This is a genomic window from Cupriavidus sp. DF5525 (assembly GCF_040149425.2).
Taxonomy (GTDB): Bacteria; Pseudomonadota; Gammaproteobacteria; order Burkholderiales; family Burkholderiaceae; genus Cupriavidus; species Cupriavidus pickettii_A.
Window position 1 is genome coordinate 2,841,034 of the sequence record NZ_CP168265.1, and the last position, 12,758, is coordinate 2,853,791.

Genomic DNA, 12,758 nt, shown 5'->3' on the forward strand with positions numbered 1-12,758 from the left:
ATATCTGCACTCTTGGGGACTAGGTCCGGTTGATCACCTCGTAGAAGGTGGTTTTGCTGATCCCGAATTGCCGGCAAACCTCATCGCGATTCCGGCCATTGAAGGCGGCGCGGATGGCCTCATCCCGTTCCCGCCGGTCTGGCGCCGGGATATAGACCTCCTGTCCGCCCAGAAGCTGGCGCAGACCGCGCTCCAGCGCCTCGACGAATGGTTTGGCGAGCCTTTCGATGGGCGTGATTTCCTTGAGCACGATGGTGGTCAGCGCGCCGGTCAGATCGATGGCGGTGTCGGACTGCTGGGTGTTGTCGTTCTTCGGGGTGTCGCTCATAGGCGGCTGCTCCAGTCGTCCGAGGCAATGGAAGTTCTTCTGGCGGGTGGTCGAGGTGCTGCCGGCGCGGCCGCTACCGAAGGCGTCGCCGCGCGCGCCGATGAGCCGGCTGGCTGTGACCGTAGGCGTTGTTCCAACTGATCCCAGTACTTCGCCGCCTTGCGAGCCAGGTCAAGGTGGGTTTCCAACCAGACGGCATAGACCGTGCAATCCCAAGCCTCGACCCGCTTCCGGGTGGCCGACCATTTGGACTCTTCGCCCCTGGCCGTCATTTTCGTGGTGCGCTGCTCGCCGGCCATCTGGCGGAAAAACTCGTCCGACAGCTCATGCGAGAAGTGCATGTAACCGGGACCCGGACGGGGAATGTGCAGCCGGTTGTAGATCAGATCCTTGGCGTGGTTTGTGCCAACGTGCCAGAGCTGCACGCCGTTGCGCTTCACGCGGCCGCGCCAGTCGATGTCCACTTTGGCCACGCCGTCCTTGATGTGCTTCTCCCGGCCAGGCCGACCGGCAACGGCAAACACCTTACGGCGGGCATACTTGGCTGCATAGGCATAGACCGCATGCGTATTGTGACCGCGGGAGTCGATGGCCGCGCCCTCTATATAGAGAGTCGCGCCTGACTCGTGGGTGAATGGGGTGTCGAAGAGGTATTCCGTCAGGTCGTCCCACACCTTGTCCTGCGCCGGGTTTCCAAAGAAGACCTGGTGGTCGACCACCCATTTCTCGCAGCCGCGGCCATAGGCCCACACCACCACCTCCAGCCGGTTGTCCTGCGTATCCACCCCCGCCAGCAACAGCAGGCCTCCTAGCGGCACCCACCGCAGCGCATAGGGCTCTGCGCGCTGCTTGATCTCATCCACGTCCGTGCGCTCGACCTCCTGCTCCCAGGCCTCTCCTCGGGTGGTGTTGACGAAGGCCTTCAGCTTCGACATGTCGCCTGTCTGAGCCTTCTCGTTCGCCGCCAGGAACTCGCGCACGATATCGGCCCAAGCCACGGCTGGGCTATAAGCGGTCCACACCCCGACAAAGGCGACGTGGCGCGGTGGCCGTACCACCTTGCCCTTCGCATTGCGAAACACACCATCGTGGCTGATGGTGGTGCCGTCATCCGACTGGTACCGACCCTGCTCCCACACACGCAAGTAGTCGGCCTGCTGGATCAGCGCGCCGCAATGCGGGCACAGGTGGCGCACGGTCTCCGGGTCATCGTTCGTCCACTTGAAGCCGTGCGCTTCTTCCTTCCCGCCCCAGGTGATCGGGTGGAAGGTGTCGCATTCCGGGCAGGCGATGTGGTACCGGAACCGTTTCTCGGCAAGCTCCACCCGGCGCTCGATCAGCGACAGGCCCTTGAGCTTGGGGGTAGAGCCGCACACCAACTTCGGGAAGGTAGCGCCCTCGGTACGCTTGGCTGCCAGCGTGACGGGGTCCCCCTCCTTCTCGACATCGCTGTCGAAGGCATCGAGCTCGTCGAGGTAGGCCACGTCGACCGAGATCCGGCGGTAGTTCTTCGCCGCCTTCCCGCCGCGCAGATGGAGCATGGAGCCCAGAAACTTCTTGGCCTGCAGCGTGTTGTCCTTATGCCTGGCGAGGAAGGCCGGGAAGATTTCCCGCATCACCGCCACATCACGCAGCATCGGCTCCAGCTCGGTCTTGACGAACTCGTCGCGGTCATCATCGGCCGGCTGCCAGAGCGCCTGGTTCCGGCGCCGGTGATGCGCGAAATAGCCCACCGCGGCGAGGATCATCTTCGTGTACCCCACGCGCGCCGACTTCTGCAGGTCAACCTCCCGAATGGAGTCATTGCTGATGCAGGCGAGGATGGCGCGCTGGAAGGGCCATGCACTCCAGGCCTGCTCGACATAGGAGGACTCGGCCGACAGGTAGAAGTGCGCGGCCGCCCATTCCTCGAGCGTCATCGGCTCTGGCGTGCCGAACCCTGCCAGGCCCCGGCCGAGGTGGTGCGCAATGATGGGGCGATACTGAGGCGCCAGCATCAGGCAGGCTCCTCTTCGTCGGGCGCTTCGATGCCCAGGTCATCCAGCGTCACGGCGGCGGCGATATTGCGCGCCTTCGCCACCTCCCGGGTGATCAACTCCACATCGTCGGCGGACAGACTCGGCAGCCGCCGCTTGAGCATGCCGGGTATTGCTTCAAGGATCCCGGCCACGCGCGCGCCAGCCTGCGACAGAACCTGTTCGATCAGATGAACCGGCGCCAGCTCGCGCCGAGTGACCTCGTTCTGCAAGGCAATGCGGTCAGCCTGCTCTTTCGCCAGGCGCGCACGCTCGGTGACCAGGTCCAGACCCTCCTCTTCCGAAGCGCGACCGGCGGCAGTCTCGCGGAGGTGGCTGCAATAGGCGAGCAGCATCTGTCGACCGGTCATGCCAGCTACCAGGATCCCGCGCGCAACGAGGCTACTGACCGCTGGCTGGCTGATGCCGACCAGGCCAGCGAACTCTGCTTGCCTCATCTTCGCGTCGAGATTTATCACATAACCCCCCTAGAGCCGCGTCGTGACTAGAGCGCGCGCGAGGCTCGAATTACCCTTACAGGGCGCCTCTCGGGAGTACCTTTCGTCACTTTTGACGGCGCGCATCAGACCTGTGCAGCAGCCGGGCAGGCGCCGGGCGGCGACGCCCAAGGCGCTGGCACTGGCCGAGACCGGACCGATCGCAGTCATCGAAAGGCCCTCGAGTACTTGGCCAGGGCACGCGTCAGCTCGCCCTCGAACTCGGTGCGGGCGATCTTGTCTGCCACCTCAAAGAAGCGGAAGCGCGGCTGGTAGGCTGGCGCACGCACGAACACGAGCACCGGCACGATGTCGCTGCCGTGAATGCCACGCTTGGCATAGACACCAGATGGCAGGGTCTGCATGCGCCCGTGCATCCAGCTGCGCGCGCCGATACGGTGCCCGCGCCGGGCCACGAAGTAGGCCACGCCGTTGATCGTCTTGAACCCATTCTCACTGCGCCCTGTGCGCTGACGCCGCGCGCGGCTCTTGTCCGTGGCGTTTGCGCGATAGCCCTGCTCGCCGAAGGCCCGGAGATAACTGAGGATCTGGATGATCTGGGCGCGGCTCATGTTGCCGTAGGCGTCCAGCTTGGCCCCGGCCGCCGGGATTGCATACTCGTCTGGGAGCATGGCGCCGATACGCTGCAGCGCCTTCTCGAAGCGCTTCCAGCCCCGCCCCCCGCCTGACACCTCGGGGGCCAGGTACTTCACAGCAGGCGTGCCCTTGCTCGTGTCCGACTTGAGGCCCACCACAGCTTCGGGCTTGGCCGGCGTGGCGGGCGTCAGGTACACACTGTTGATGGTGTATCGGGTGGGCCTGTCAAAGGCACGCTGGATCTCGGTACGCTCAGCGTCGCGGATCTTGCGTCCTGTCTGCGTGAGGGCAACGACGCTGGCGAACGGCAGATCGCGGTTCATCAGCCGGTCGATGTCACGTATCACAGCGGCTGCATTACCACTCATGCTCAGCTTGTCGGCCATCGTCAGCCCACCCGCGGCACAGGCCGCACGTCGAGCCAGACACAGACCATGATGCCGATGACCACAGAGACCAGAATCCATACGTACATCGTCATCACCTCGAAAAGAAAAAGCCCGCCGAGTTGCCTCGGACAGGCAAAGCCCACATCGTGGGAGGAGACACAGGTTGAGGCGCGCGTGCACGCGCCCCAGATTCGGCGTGGCAGAGCGAAAGATTCCCCGGTGCTTTCACTTTGTTCCCCGTTGCAAAACCGTCAATTCCAGCCAGCGTCAGCCGCCGCCATACATCACCTTGCTGATCGTTTCATTGAGTACGGATAGCTCATCCTTCTTGAGCACCTTCCATATCCGTTGTTGCCCATGGATGCCGTTAAAATCGGACATATGGCAGCTTCGACACAGCGGGATGGACGTGAACCACTGGCCTTGATTCAGCTCATGGGCATCAGACGGCCCAGGTTCATCGCAGACACCGCAGGGCATCTGCTTGATGACCTCGATGTGCTTGTGCTCGCGGACGGTAGGCGCCTTCTTATTCTTACTTTGCAAAGCCTGCCCCCTGGTTGTCGATCGCCTCGATCGTCACCTCTGCGCGCGGGTTGGCGCGATCGATCCCGTGATAGACATGTTTTTCGCGCACCTGCCTATCATTGAGAATCACACCGCGCTGAACCACAACGCGCTTATCGCCCTTCCCCGAGTACCGGGGCTGCAGCACGTCTAGCAGCACCGACTCGTCCAGGTCCGGCCGCTCGCTGGCATAGAACAAATGCAACGTCACACGCACCGGTCCCTCCAGCATCTGGCGCGCCGCCGGTGGAATCTGCCGGCGCGCGTCATATTCGAACTTGCGCGCCTTTTCAGATTTGATGCTGGCCGGCCTGCCATTGATCGTGACGATCTTGCGGCTGTTGGCCTTGCTGGCACATTCGCCGAGGATGGTGAAGACAATTCGGGTCGTCATGCCCCATGCCTCCGGCGCGGAGCGAACCACCCACACCGGGCGCTCGTTTCGTCCATCCACTGGCACGGCGCGACATCGGTCGGCCAAGTTGGCGTGCGAAACCAGGTCTCGAATGCTTGCCAGGCTTCGGCTCGGCGCGCGGCCTCCCAAGCAATGCTCGCCTCGCACTTTCGCGCTTCGAGCCTTCGGATGCCATCGTCATCGCCGCAGTCGTTCAGGCAGTCACAAACCCGAATGTGGATCGATGGGCCCGTCATGCGCCCCCTTCAGGTGGCGTGGCGCTCATGGCGGCGTCGATGGCTTCGTCAAGTTCGCGTGTCGACTTCAGTTCCCTTACGCCTCCAACCACCTGATAGCAGGACGTTCCGTTGTGGATGCCTTTGTCGCGTTGATATGCTTCGAGCGAATTGCGGTTGTCCCGCATCCACCGATACCGCGCCGCATCGCGCGCATCCTCCACCTGGTCGGCAGGCGATGCGGCTCGCTCACTAGAGCAATTGACGCAATGGCAATACGCCGGGCGAATGTGCGCAGCAGGCGATACGCTTGGCGCAGGCACGGCGTAGAGCGGCAAAATCCGGCCGCCGCATTTCTCATCGTGCCATTTGCGCCATTCGCTCATGCGGGTTTCCGGCTTCCCCCACGCAAGCCATCCTTGTGCGCCTTGCCATTTGCATAGGCTGCCGTGCTCACAGTGGTTCGCCACCGGCTCCGCCTGTTGCACGCTGGCGCTCGGCGCAGGGGTGACGTCATCCTTCATCACGAACTCGGCCATCTCGGCGTAGTCCGTGTCATCCCACACCGCGCCCAGGCCGCCGCACTCACCGCATCCATTGCCCAGTTCGCAGCCAAAGACGTCGCTGTGCGCGTACTTCTGTGTCGGGCGGCCGTCCTCAGTGTCGTAGCATCCCGTGCACGGCCTCCAGAAGCCGTCGCCCTTAGCAACAGTCTCGGCCACCGCACGCAACTCAACGGGCAATTTCTCCGCCTGTGCGCTGGCGCTCGGTGCGACATTCACGCACGAATCACTATGCGCAGGATGGCCGCATTTGAAGCACTTCGCGGCGCTGGCGCTCGGAGCGGCTTGGGCGAGGATGGCGCGGGCTTCTACGTATTCGACATAGCCGTCCCAGTCCGCCGCCAGCGATGCCGCATGATCCTGGGCGGGGCCGTCGAACGGCACGACTACCGCGCGCGTCGTGGGGTAGTGATCTGGATTCCCACCGGACGCGGCAATCTCGGCGCGACGCTTGGTGGCCCAGTTACCGTGGACAGCATTGATCGCGGTGGCGATTCGCTCCGCTTCCTTCTTCGTCGGAGCGGCAACCAAATCGTCCGGGCCTTCGATGTGGATCATCCACAGAGGCGTCGCCGGCTCCGCCTGTTGCGCGCCGGCGCCCGGGGCGACATTCACACACGAATCACTATGTTCGGCATGGCCGCACTTGAAACACTTAGGAGCGGCAGCGACAGGCCAGGAAAGCATGGTGGCGAGATCCTTCGCATCGCCATAGGCGCCATTGAACGACAGCACCATATCGCCGTCGCAGTGGTCGACGGCGGCATAACGGCGCTCGTCGCGCTCGCCGGCGTGGTCCTCGGTCGCGTTGGGATAGATCCAGTTGCAGCGGCTGATGTAGAGGTAGTCTCCGTCCACTCGCATCCAGCGCGAGACGTCCGACGCCACGGAAGCGGCTTGCGGCGGGGCGGCGTAGACCGGCATGGATATGCCGCACATGCTATTCCGCGCCCTGCGCAACGCCACCGCAGTTATGGGCTTCGCGAGATCCTCAGGGTTGATGTACCCGATAGGCACCGCCTCGCCTTGCGGTTCCTGCGCCAGGGCGGCGCTGGCGGCTTGGGCCTTGACCAGCGCGCGCGACAGCCAGCGGATGCGGTCTTTCACGGCCGTCATCCATACGATCGGCATGAACCGTTTTCCGGCGAGCAGATCCTCCAGGCTCGGCCGGTGGTCGTAGTTCATGAAGGCGCCGTTGGCCAACTCGTCGTCGGTCAGCTTGCCCATGGGCAGCGTCGCTCGCTCTCGGTCGTAGTAGTCGCCGTGCGGGTCCGGTTCCCCGTTGGCTCGCCAGGTTGCGGCAGGCGTGCGCGCCACGGCCTCGTCTTGCTTGTTCTGCTCGGTCATGCCGTCACCCATGTCATGGTTTGTGGAAATCGTTACCGGTAGCAAAAGCCGTGTCTTCGCCACCAATGTTCATGCGAAGCAGGCATGCGGCAGCCTTCAGCAAGTTCTGAGCGCGGAGGGCCGTCGCGGGCTTCATTTCGCCAATCGTGACCAGGTCCTCGGCTGCTTCCACGCAAGACAGCGCCAGGCAAGTTCGGTCCTCGACCTTGCACGCGGCATTGACCAGCGCAACGTCATTGACCTTGACCGCGTTGTCCTTCAACAGCTCGATGGCGGCGGTGGAGCTCATACGGTCACCTCGTCTCGCTCTTCGTCGTGGAGAGGGACGCCACTGATTGGGCGCAGCCATGCGTCGGGGCAATCCGCATCAACGCCAAGCGTCAGAGCGCCGGACTTCTTGTTGCGGACGATGCCGACTCCTTGAAACTGGACAACCCACGCCGGAAGACCATTAACGTTCGGCGCAGAGCGGAGCACCTCAACGACCTTCCCCACCGCAGCAGGCGCGCCCTCAGCCCGCACTACGATCGCCAGATCACCAGGTTTGCAGTTCATGCCGTCACCTCGTCCAGCTGTTCGTCATGCACCGGCACGCCGCTGATCGGGCGCAGGTCGGCGTCGTAGCAGTCGCCCTTGGTGTCGAAGGAGAATTCCCACGGCCGGTCTAGCTCCTGCACGCGAAGCGGCGCGCCTTCGACCTTGCAATGCCAGGCTGGGCCGTCGTCGAGCCAGAGGGGCGGCGCAACGACACGCACCACCCGGCCGACGTTCTCGGGGAAGGCGTCGCGCACGATGAAGGCGAGATCTCCCACTTTGCAACGAGTCTTCATGCTGACCTCCGCAGCTTCTTGGCCTTCCGTTCACGCTTTGCCTCAGCGGCGGCAATGGCGTCACGGTCAGCCTGGGTGAGTCGGCCCGGCTTGCGGGTCTGGGGTTGCGGTCGGCGGGCGGCGGCGAGCGGCGAGGGGGCGAACATGGCGGCCATGGCGCCAAGGAACGAGAGCACCCTCATGCCGGCACCCGATCGGAGCGGAGATGGCGGCGTGCCGGCAGCTGGATGTGCGCCACGCGGATGCCGAAGAAGGCGAGCAACTCGGCCGCTGCACCACCGGTCTCCCGCGGCGGCTTCTCGACCACCGCACGCTCGGCGACGGCCGGCAGTGCTTCCGGGCTTGCAAGCGTCCACTCGCCCCGCACACCACGCCGACGCACCACGGCGCCCGCCCGCTCGAGCTTGACCAGCTCCATGTGCACGGCCTGCCTGGACACCCCCGCCGCATTAGCAATTTGCGAGGCAACCACGGCTTCACCGCGCCGCAGGGCCTCGATCAGGTACTGCCTCGTGGTTTTCATGCTGTTGCTTCCTCCGGTTCGTCGTAGCAGACGTGCTTGTAGACCGGCAGCTGGAGCTTGGGCGCCTTCAGTGGCATGCCCCACGCCTCCATCAGCGGCGCGATGTCGGTGCCCGTGCGGACGTGCTGGCCTGGCCTGAGCGGCCGGTATGCGGCCAGGGCTGGCAGGTCGGTCGCCGTCCAGATCTTCAGGTAGAACTTGCCTCGCTTGATCGTCTTGGCCTTGACGAGCGACAGCGCCTGCAGCCGGCCAAGGACGTCAGCCACCGCCCCTCCGGTGCAGCCGGCTGCCTTCGCAAATTCCGTCGCGCTGACGCTCTCGCCCCTGAGCAATGCCGCGCATACCTGCTCTCTCACGGTCATGGTCATGGCTGCCTCACTCGACGCTGGCCGGGACATCCCAGCACGAACCGAACGAGCCGGCGTCCGCCGCATCGCCCTCGCTGCTGAGCAGGGACAGGAGCATCGCGGCATGCATGGGTGATACGCCCTCGTCTGCCACCGGCGCAGCGGCGGCCGGCCGGGCACGGCGCGGTACCGAGGCAACCGCCCAGGCGCGCGCCATGCGCGAAGGCGCCGGCCTGGCCACGGCGGCAGGTGTTGCGGGCATGACCGACTGGCGCAGCACGCGTGCGATCAGGTTGCGAATGACTTTCATCTCCACTCCCTCCTCTGCAAATCAAGAGCCAGACCGCAGGCCAAGCGCTGTCTGGGCCATCCTCAGCACGCCAAGGGCGATCTTCTCGCCGGCCTTGACGCGCGCCACAATCCGTTCGGCCCAGCGCTTGTTCCCGGGCTCCTTGGCCGTTGCTCGCACCTCGCGCATCGCCGCCTCGACCCGCTCCGGACTGGCGCGGCCGCGACCTGGCGCCGGCAAGGCGACCAGCCGCTCCGGCACGTCAGGGATCTGGTCCTGTCGTAGCACGGTGTCCAGCGCGGCGCCGAACCGCTTAAGCAAGGCGCCATGCGATAGATTCAGCATGTCGAACTCGCCGACCTTCATGGCTGCCCAGTAGATCGCCGGGTTGGTCCACTCGTCCTTGCCCTCGGCGCGCAAGCGCAACTGCTGGGCAGCCTCGTAGAGGGCGGCGTCGACGTTGATGCCGGGCCGGCAGAGCGACACGAACTCGGGCAGCGTGGGCGGAAATGGGCGACCGAGGAGCGCGTCGCTGCCGCGGCGCAGCTCATCGCGCGACAGGGACGCCAGTTCCTTCCCCCAGAGACGGCGGACCGACGGGAGATCCGTGCCACGCCACAGGTCAGCGAACTTGGAGCCGTACATGCCCGACATGCGCGCGAACAGGCTGTCCACCCAGGACTCAGGGATGGCGCCGGCCGGCCAGTCAGCCGACGACGCGGGCGTCAACATCGAAGGTCTCTGGGGTGCGTTCATGGCTCGATCTCCTCCCGGTGAGGGTGGCGTGGACGTCGGCGCGCTCCTGCGCTCTGGCGTCGCCTGTGGTGCTGCTGGGTGCCTGCGACGCGAGCACGCGGTCGACGTACGCCGGCAGGAATGCGATCGGTTCCTTGGATTCCTTGCGCGCCTGGGTTACGGCGGCGTCGACGCGATCCAGCGTCAGGCCGGCATTGACCCAGCCGGCAAAGATCGGCCAGGCCTTCTTGCGGTCGTGGATGCTGCAGACGTCGATCTCGACGCCGTGACGTTCGCGGAAGTGCGATGCCCAATGGCCTTCGCTCGTCGGCGGGTTGGGAATCGTCACACCCCCCGTCGCGCGCGAACCACTGACGATTGAACTACCACTATCCTTTCCCTTCCTATTCCCTTCCCTTCCCTTCCCTTCCGTCAGTGAGCCCTCCGTGATCGCTCCGTGATCACTCACTGAGTCCTCCGTGAGTCCTCCGTGAGACCTCCCTGAATCGTCCGCGCCTGTACCCCCACCATTCACGGAGTCGGGGTGGCTAGCGTCACCAGCATTCAGTGAATCGCCAGCCTCAGACGCCTTGTTTTCAGTGAGTTGAGCAGGAACCGGAATGGCGGATTTGGACTTCCGGTTGATGACTTGATGTCGCTCGAAGCCCTCGATGTGGAGAAAGGTGTCCCCATTCACTGAGTACTCACTGAGCAGGCCAAGGGACAGCAGCCGCCCAATGACAGGCTCACAATCGATCGAATCAGCCGGGAAGATCTGCATCTTCAGCTTGCGGGCTGAGCGCTGCAGGTTGCCGTTGTCGTCGGCAAAGTTCCAGGTGCCGATGAAGAAAAGGCGCGCCTCGAAAGGCAACTCCACGATCTTCTCGTCGGTCCAGAAATCCGGCTTGATGGTGCGAATGCGGGCCATGTCTGCAACCTCAGCCGCGGCGGCTCTTGCGTGAGACCGGCGCGCTGGCCTGGCCGTATTGCTCGCCCTTGTAGCCGGAGAGCCATTCAAGGTGCGCGTCAGTGCCGGGGACATGCGGGTTATCGTCCGCGTGCCTGCCGCGCCGGAAAGCCTCGGCTCCGGCGTCGCGCACGTGTTCCCGGGGTGTAAGTTCGTGAATCACTGTCTCTCCGTCCCTTTGCCTGGCGTGAAATGCCGGGGTGTGTATCGGGGTGACTTGACACCCCATTCACACCCCGTTCTCACCCCTTTCTCGCCACGACGCCGATGCGCTCGGCGTATATGCTCTTCATAACTTCCTCGCCGTGAGCGCTGATCATCAGCAACTCGCGAACGAACTCGGAGAGCGACATGCCCACTTCGCAAGCCCTGGCCTCCAAAGCCTCGCGGGTTTCCCAAGGCACCTTCACCTTGGGAATCTCGGCCGCCATCTTTCCGAAGAGGTTGCTACGTCCGCTGCGCGCCATGCCGTCGTCCCGGTCTGTCATCCCGAAATCCCCGTTGGTGGACCAAACCCGTTGCCCGCTGATCGATTTCGCAGGCTCTTGTCAAACCCAGGCGCGCTACCATTCTTGGCAGTCCCGCCCGCGACCACTCGTGTCGGTGGTCGCTTCAGTCTTTACGCAGGTGCTGCGGCGGATTCAGCCGCGGTTGTTTTGTGGTCCTTGGACTGCAGGAGCGATACGAAGTCGAGCTTTCCTTCCGAGGCCAGCACAAGTCGTTGGGCGAGCTTTACCGATGGGCGGCGGTGCCCATGGGCTATCTGGCTGAAATAGGCGTAGTTGGTCCCCGCCACTTCGCTCACGCGGGCGGCCTCCTCCGAGCCAAACTGCTTCAGGAAAGTCTTTGCATCCATCCCGCGCTCACTGAACTGTGGTCACCGATGGATTTACGATAGCAAAATGCTAGTGGCAAGTCAAAAGCATTTTGCGTGTTCCCGTACGTAGCAAATTGCTATGTAATGCCCCGTATGGATATCAGCGAGATCCGACGTCTCAACCTCCTACGCTTGATCGGCGACCAAACCATCACCTCATTCGCTGAGCGAGTGGGTGTTGCGCCCGCCTATCTCAGCCAGATCAAGAATCAGGCTGACGGGCGTGGAATGGGCAGTCGCACGGCTCGCCGTATTGAGGACGCTCTGGGCCTCCCCCACGGGAGCATCGACCACGAGCAAGGCGACTCATTGGGAGAGCTTCAGGAAGCCATTGAGCTGCTCAAGTCGCTGTCGGAGGGCACCAGGCGAGTAGCAATCGCCCAAATTAAGGCTCTCGCAGATCTGGATTCAGAAAAGGTTAATTCAGCACTCGCCGAAAACGCCATGGAACGTGATACCGTTGCCTCACGCACTTATGCCGAGAATGTCTCAGAACAAAGACAAAGGCTGAAGAGCACGCTCGAAGGTGGGGTCAATCGTGCAGGCAAACGTCACAAATCTGGTGGTGGATAGGGAGGCTGTCGAGGTCGCCCAGGAATTGCTGCGCAAAGCCACAGCGGGGGAACTCTGTGGCTTCATGTTTGCGGCGAGAACAATACACCGCGGGTACGAGTTCGCCATGACCGGCGCATTCAAGACAAACCCGTTGGAAGCCGCCGGCGCGTCAGGGCTGCTCCGAACCCTGGCGGAACAGCAAGCGATCGAACGCCTCTAAGGGCAGACCCTAACGCGGCGAATTGCCATGTTGTACTTCCGCACTACCCCCCAAGTGGGGTATACGAAGTCCGCCGCGTACGACGCCACTTTATTGAAGAAGATCGGCTTCTAGCAGACGAGGTCGCGCCCGAATCCATAAGCCCGCCGATTGGCGGGCTTTTTGTTTGCACTAGAGTCGCAAGGCGCTACGGGGCCGGGCGAGCAGCTCTGCCCGGCACAGGCATAGTCGCCTGTCATTTCCATTATGCCTGGCGACGGATATCGAGAATCTCGGCGCGGACGTTGCGATCCGTCATGTACAGCAGAAAGGCGGCCACTACAAAGGCCACAATTCCGACGCAGTCGGCCGACAGGTCCTCGCCGTAGGTCAGGGCCACCACTCCAACCGCAGTGGTGATGCAGACCAGCACCAAGCCGGAGATTGCACAGATGACGGCAGCACCGTAGCTGGTCATGAAGCGAAGAATGGCTTGCATGGGC

Annotated in this window: 20 protein-coding genes; 1 reads left to right on the top strand and 19 read right to left on the bottom strand. The window is 63.6% G+C overall.

The genetic code is table 11. The features are described from left to right. Positions 1-19: 19 nt before the first annotated feature. The 18 genes from ABNX08_RS13275 to ABNX08_RS13360 all read right to left on the bottom strand — a co-directional run bounded on the left by ABNX08_RS13275 (position 20) and on the right by ABNX08_RS13360 (position 11,480). Complete coding sequence (locus tag ABNX08_RS13275) at positions 20-328, bottom strand: Mor transcription activator family protein (protein ID WP_349609126.1); 309 nt, start codon at positions 326-328, stop codon at positions 20-22. Continuing rightward, positions 325-2,325, bottom strand: a complete 2,001-nt coding sequence (locus ABNX08_RS13280; RefSeq protein ID WP_349609124.1) for a terminase gpA endonuclease subunit — start codon at positions 2,323-2,325, stop codon at positions 325-327. The genes ABNX08_RS13275 and ABNX08_RS13280 overlap by 4 nt, the downstream gene beginning before the upstream one ends. Next, complete coding sequence (locus ABNX08_RS13285) at positions 2,325-2,699, bottom strand: terminase small subunit (RefSeq protein WP_349609122.1); 375 nt, start codon at positions 2,697-2,699, stop codon at positions 2,325-2,327. Before ABNX08_RS13285 ends, ABNX08_RS13280 begins: the two co-directional genes overlap by 1 nt. Before the next feature lie 308 nt (positions 2,700-3,007). Continuing rightward, positions 3,008-3,823: a hypothetical protein gene (locus tag ABNX08_RS13290; protein WP_349609120.1), complete on the bottom strand. Its 816-nt coding sequence runs from the start codon at positions 3,821-3,823 to the stop codon at positions 3,008-3,010. 270 nt (positions 3,824-4,093) lie between these two features. Then, positions 4,094-4,372 (bottom strand): hypothetical protein, encoded by a 279-nt coding sequence (locus tag ABNX08_RS13295; protein ID WP_349609118.1) that lies wholly within the window; start codon positions 4,370-4,372, stop codon positions 4,094-4,096. Next, positions 4,362-4,787, bottom strand: a complete 426-nt coding sequence (locus ABNX08_RS13300; RefSeq protein WP_349609116.1) for a hypothetical protein — start codon at positions 4,785-4,787, stop codon at positions 4,362-4,364. Before ABNX08_RS13300 ends, ABNX08_RS13295 begins: the two co-directional genes overlap by 11 nt. Before the next feature lie 253 nt (positions 4,788-5,040). Further along, positions 5,041-6,933 carry a hypothetical protein gene (locus ABNX08_RS13305; RefSeq protein WP_349609114.1) on the bottom strand — a complete coding sequence of 631 codons (1,893 nt, stop codon included), beginning with the start codon at positions 6,931-6,933 and terminating at the stop codon, positions 5,041-5,043. A gap of 13 nt (positions 6,934-6,946) precedes the next feature. Next, on the bottom strand, positions 6,947-7,222 hold the full coding sequence (locus tag ABNX08_RS13310) for a hypothetical protein (RefSeq protein WP_349609112.1): 276 nt from the start codon (positions 7,220-7,222) through the stop codon (positions 6,947-6,949). Further along, positions 7,219-7,488: a hypothetical protein gene (locus ABNX08_RS13315; RefSeq protein WP_349609110.1), complete on the bottom strand. Its 270-nt coding sequence runs from the start codon at positions 7,486-7,488 to the stop codon at positions 7,219-7,221. The genes ABNX08_RS13310 and ABNX08_RS13315 overlap by 4 nt, the downstream gene beginning before the upstream one ends. Then, positions 7,485-7,763, bottom strand: coding sequence for a hypothetical protein (locus tag ABNX08_RS13320; RefSeq protein WP_349609108.1), 279 nt, complete (start codon positions 7,761-7,763; stop codon positions 7,485-7,487). The genes ABNX08_RS13315 and ABNX08_RS13320 overlap by 4 nt, the downstream gene beginning before the upstream one ends. A gap of 178 nt (positions 7,764-7,941) precedes the next feature. Next, entirely contained in the window at positions 7,942-8,286 is a 345-nt protein-coding gene (locus ABNX08_RS13325; RefSeq protein ID WP_349609106.1) for a helix-turn-helix domain-containing protein, read from the bottom strand. Beyond that, the gene (locus tag ABNX08_RS13330) at positions 8,283-8,654 is read right to left on the bottom strand and encodes a hypothetical protein (RefSeq protein WP_349609105.1); all 372 of its coding nucleotides are present in this window, start codon (positions 8,652-8,654) and stop codon (positions 8,283-8,285) included. The genes ABNX08_RS13325 and ABNX08_RS13330 overlap by 4 nt, the downstream gene beginning before the upstream one ends. Before the next feature lie 7 nt (positions 8,655-8,661). Beyond that, positions 8,662-8,943 carry a hypothetical protein gene (locus ABNX08_RS13335; RefSeq protein WP_349609103.1) on the bottom strand — a complete coding sequence of 94 codons (282 nt, stop codon included), beginning with the start codon at positions 8,941-8,943 and terminating at the stop codon, positions 8,662-8,664. Positions 8,944-8,964: 21 nt separating this feature from the next. Further along, positions 8,965-9,678, bottom strand: a complete 714-nt coding sequence (locus ABNX08_RS13340; RefSeq protein ID WP_349609101.1) for a hypothetical protein — start codon at positions 9,676-9,678, stop codon at positions 8,965-8,967. After that, a complete protein-coding gene (locus tag ABNX08_RS13345; RefSeq protein ID WP_349609099.1) occupies positions 9,629-10,585 on the bottom strand; it encodes a hypothetical protein in 957 nt (318 codons plus the stop codon). The genes ABNX08_RS13340 and ABNX08_RS13345 overlap by 50 nt, the downstream gene beginning before the upstream one ends. 10 nt (positions 10,586-10,595) lie before the next feature. Continuing rightward, the gene (locus tag ABNX08_RS13350; protein ID WP_349609097.1) at positions 10,596-10,787 is read right to left on the bottom strand and encodes a hypothetical protein; all 192 of its coding nucleotides are present in this window, start codon (positions 10,785-10,787) and stop codon (positions 10,596-10,598) included. A 79-nt stretch (positions 10,788-10,866) separates the two neighbouring features. Further along, on the bottom strand, positions 10,867-11,112 hold the full coding sequence (locus tag ABNX08_RS13355; protein WP_078196964.1) for a hypothetical protein: 246 nt from the start codon (positions 11,110-11,112) through the stop codon (positions 10,867-10,869). A gap of 131 nt (positions 11,113-11,243) precedes the next feature. Next, entirely contained in the window at positions 11,244-11,480 is a 237-nt protein-coding gene (locus ABNX08_RS13360; RefSeq protein WP_349609095.1) for a transcriptional regulator, read from the bottom strand. Positions 11,481-11,594: 114 nt separating this feature from the next. Between ABNX08_RS13360 and ABNX08_RS13365 the strand changes: the two genes are divergently transcribed. Next, complete coding sequence (locus ABNX08_RS13365) at positions 11,595-12,074, top strand: hypothetical protein (protein ID WP_349609093.1); 480 nt, start codon at positions 11,595-11,597, stop codon at positions 12,072-12,074. A 446-nt stretch (positions 12,075-12,520) separates the two neighbouring features. Here ABNX08_RS13365 and ABNX08_RS13370 read toward each other — a convergent pair whose 3' ends face one another. Beyond that, positions 12,521-12,754 (bottom strand): hypothetical protein, encoded by a 234-nt coding sequence (locus ABNX08_RS13370; RefSeq protein WP_349609091.1) that lies wholly within the window; start codon positions 12,752-12,754, stop codon positions 12,521-12,523. Positions 12,755-12,758: the final 4 nt, after the last annotated feature.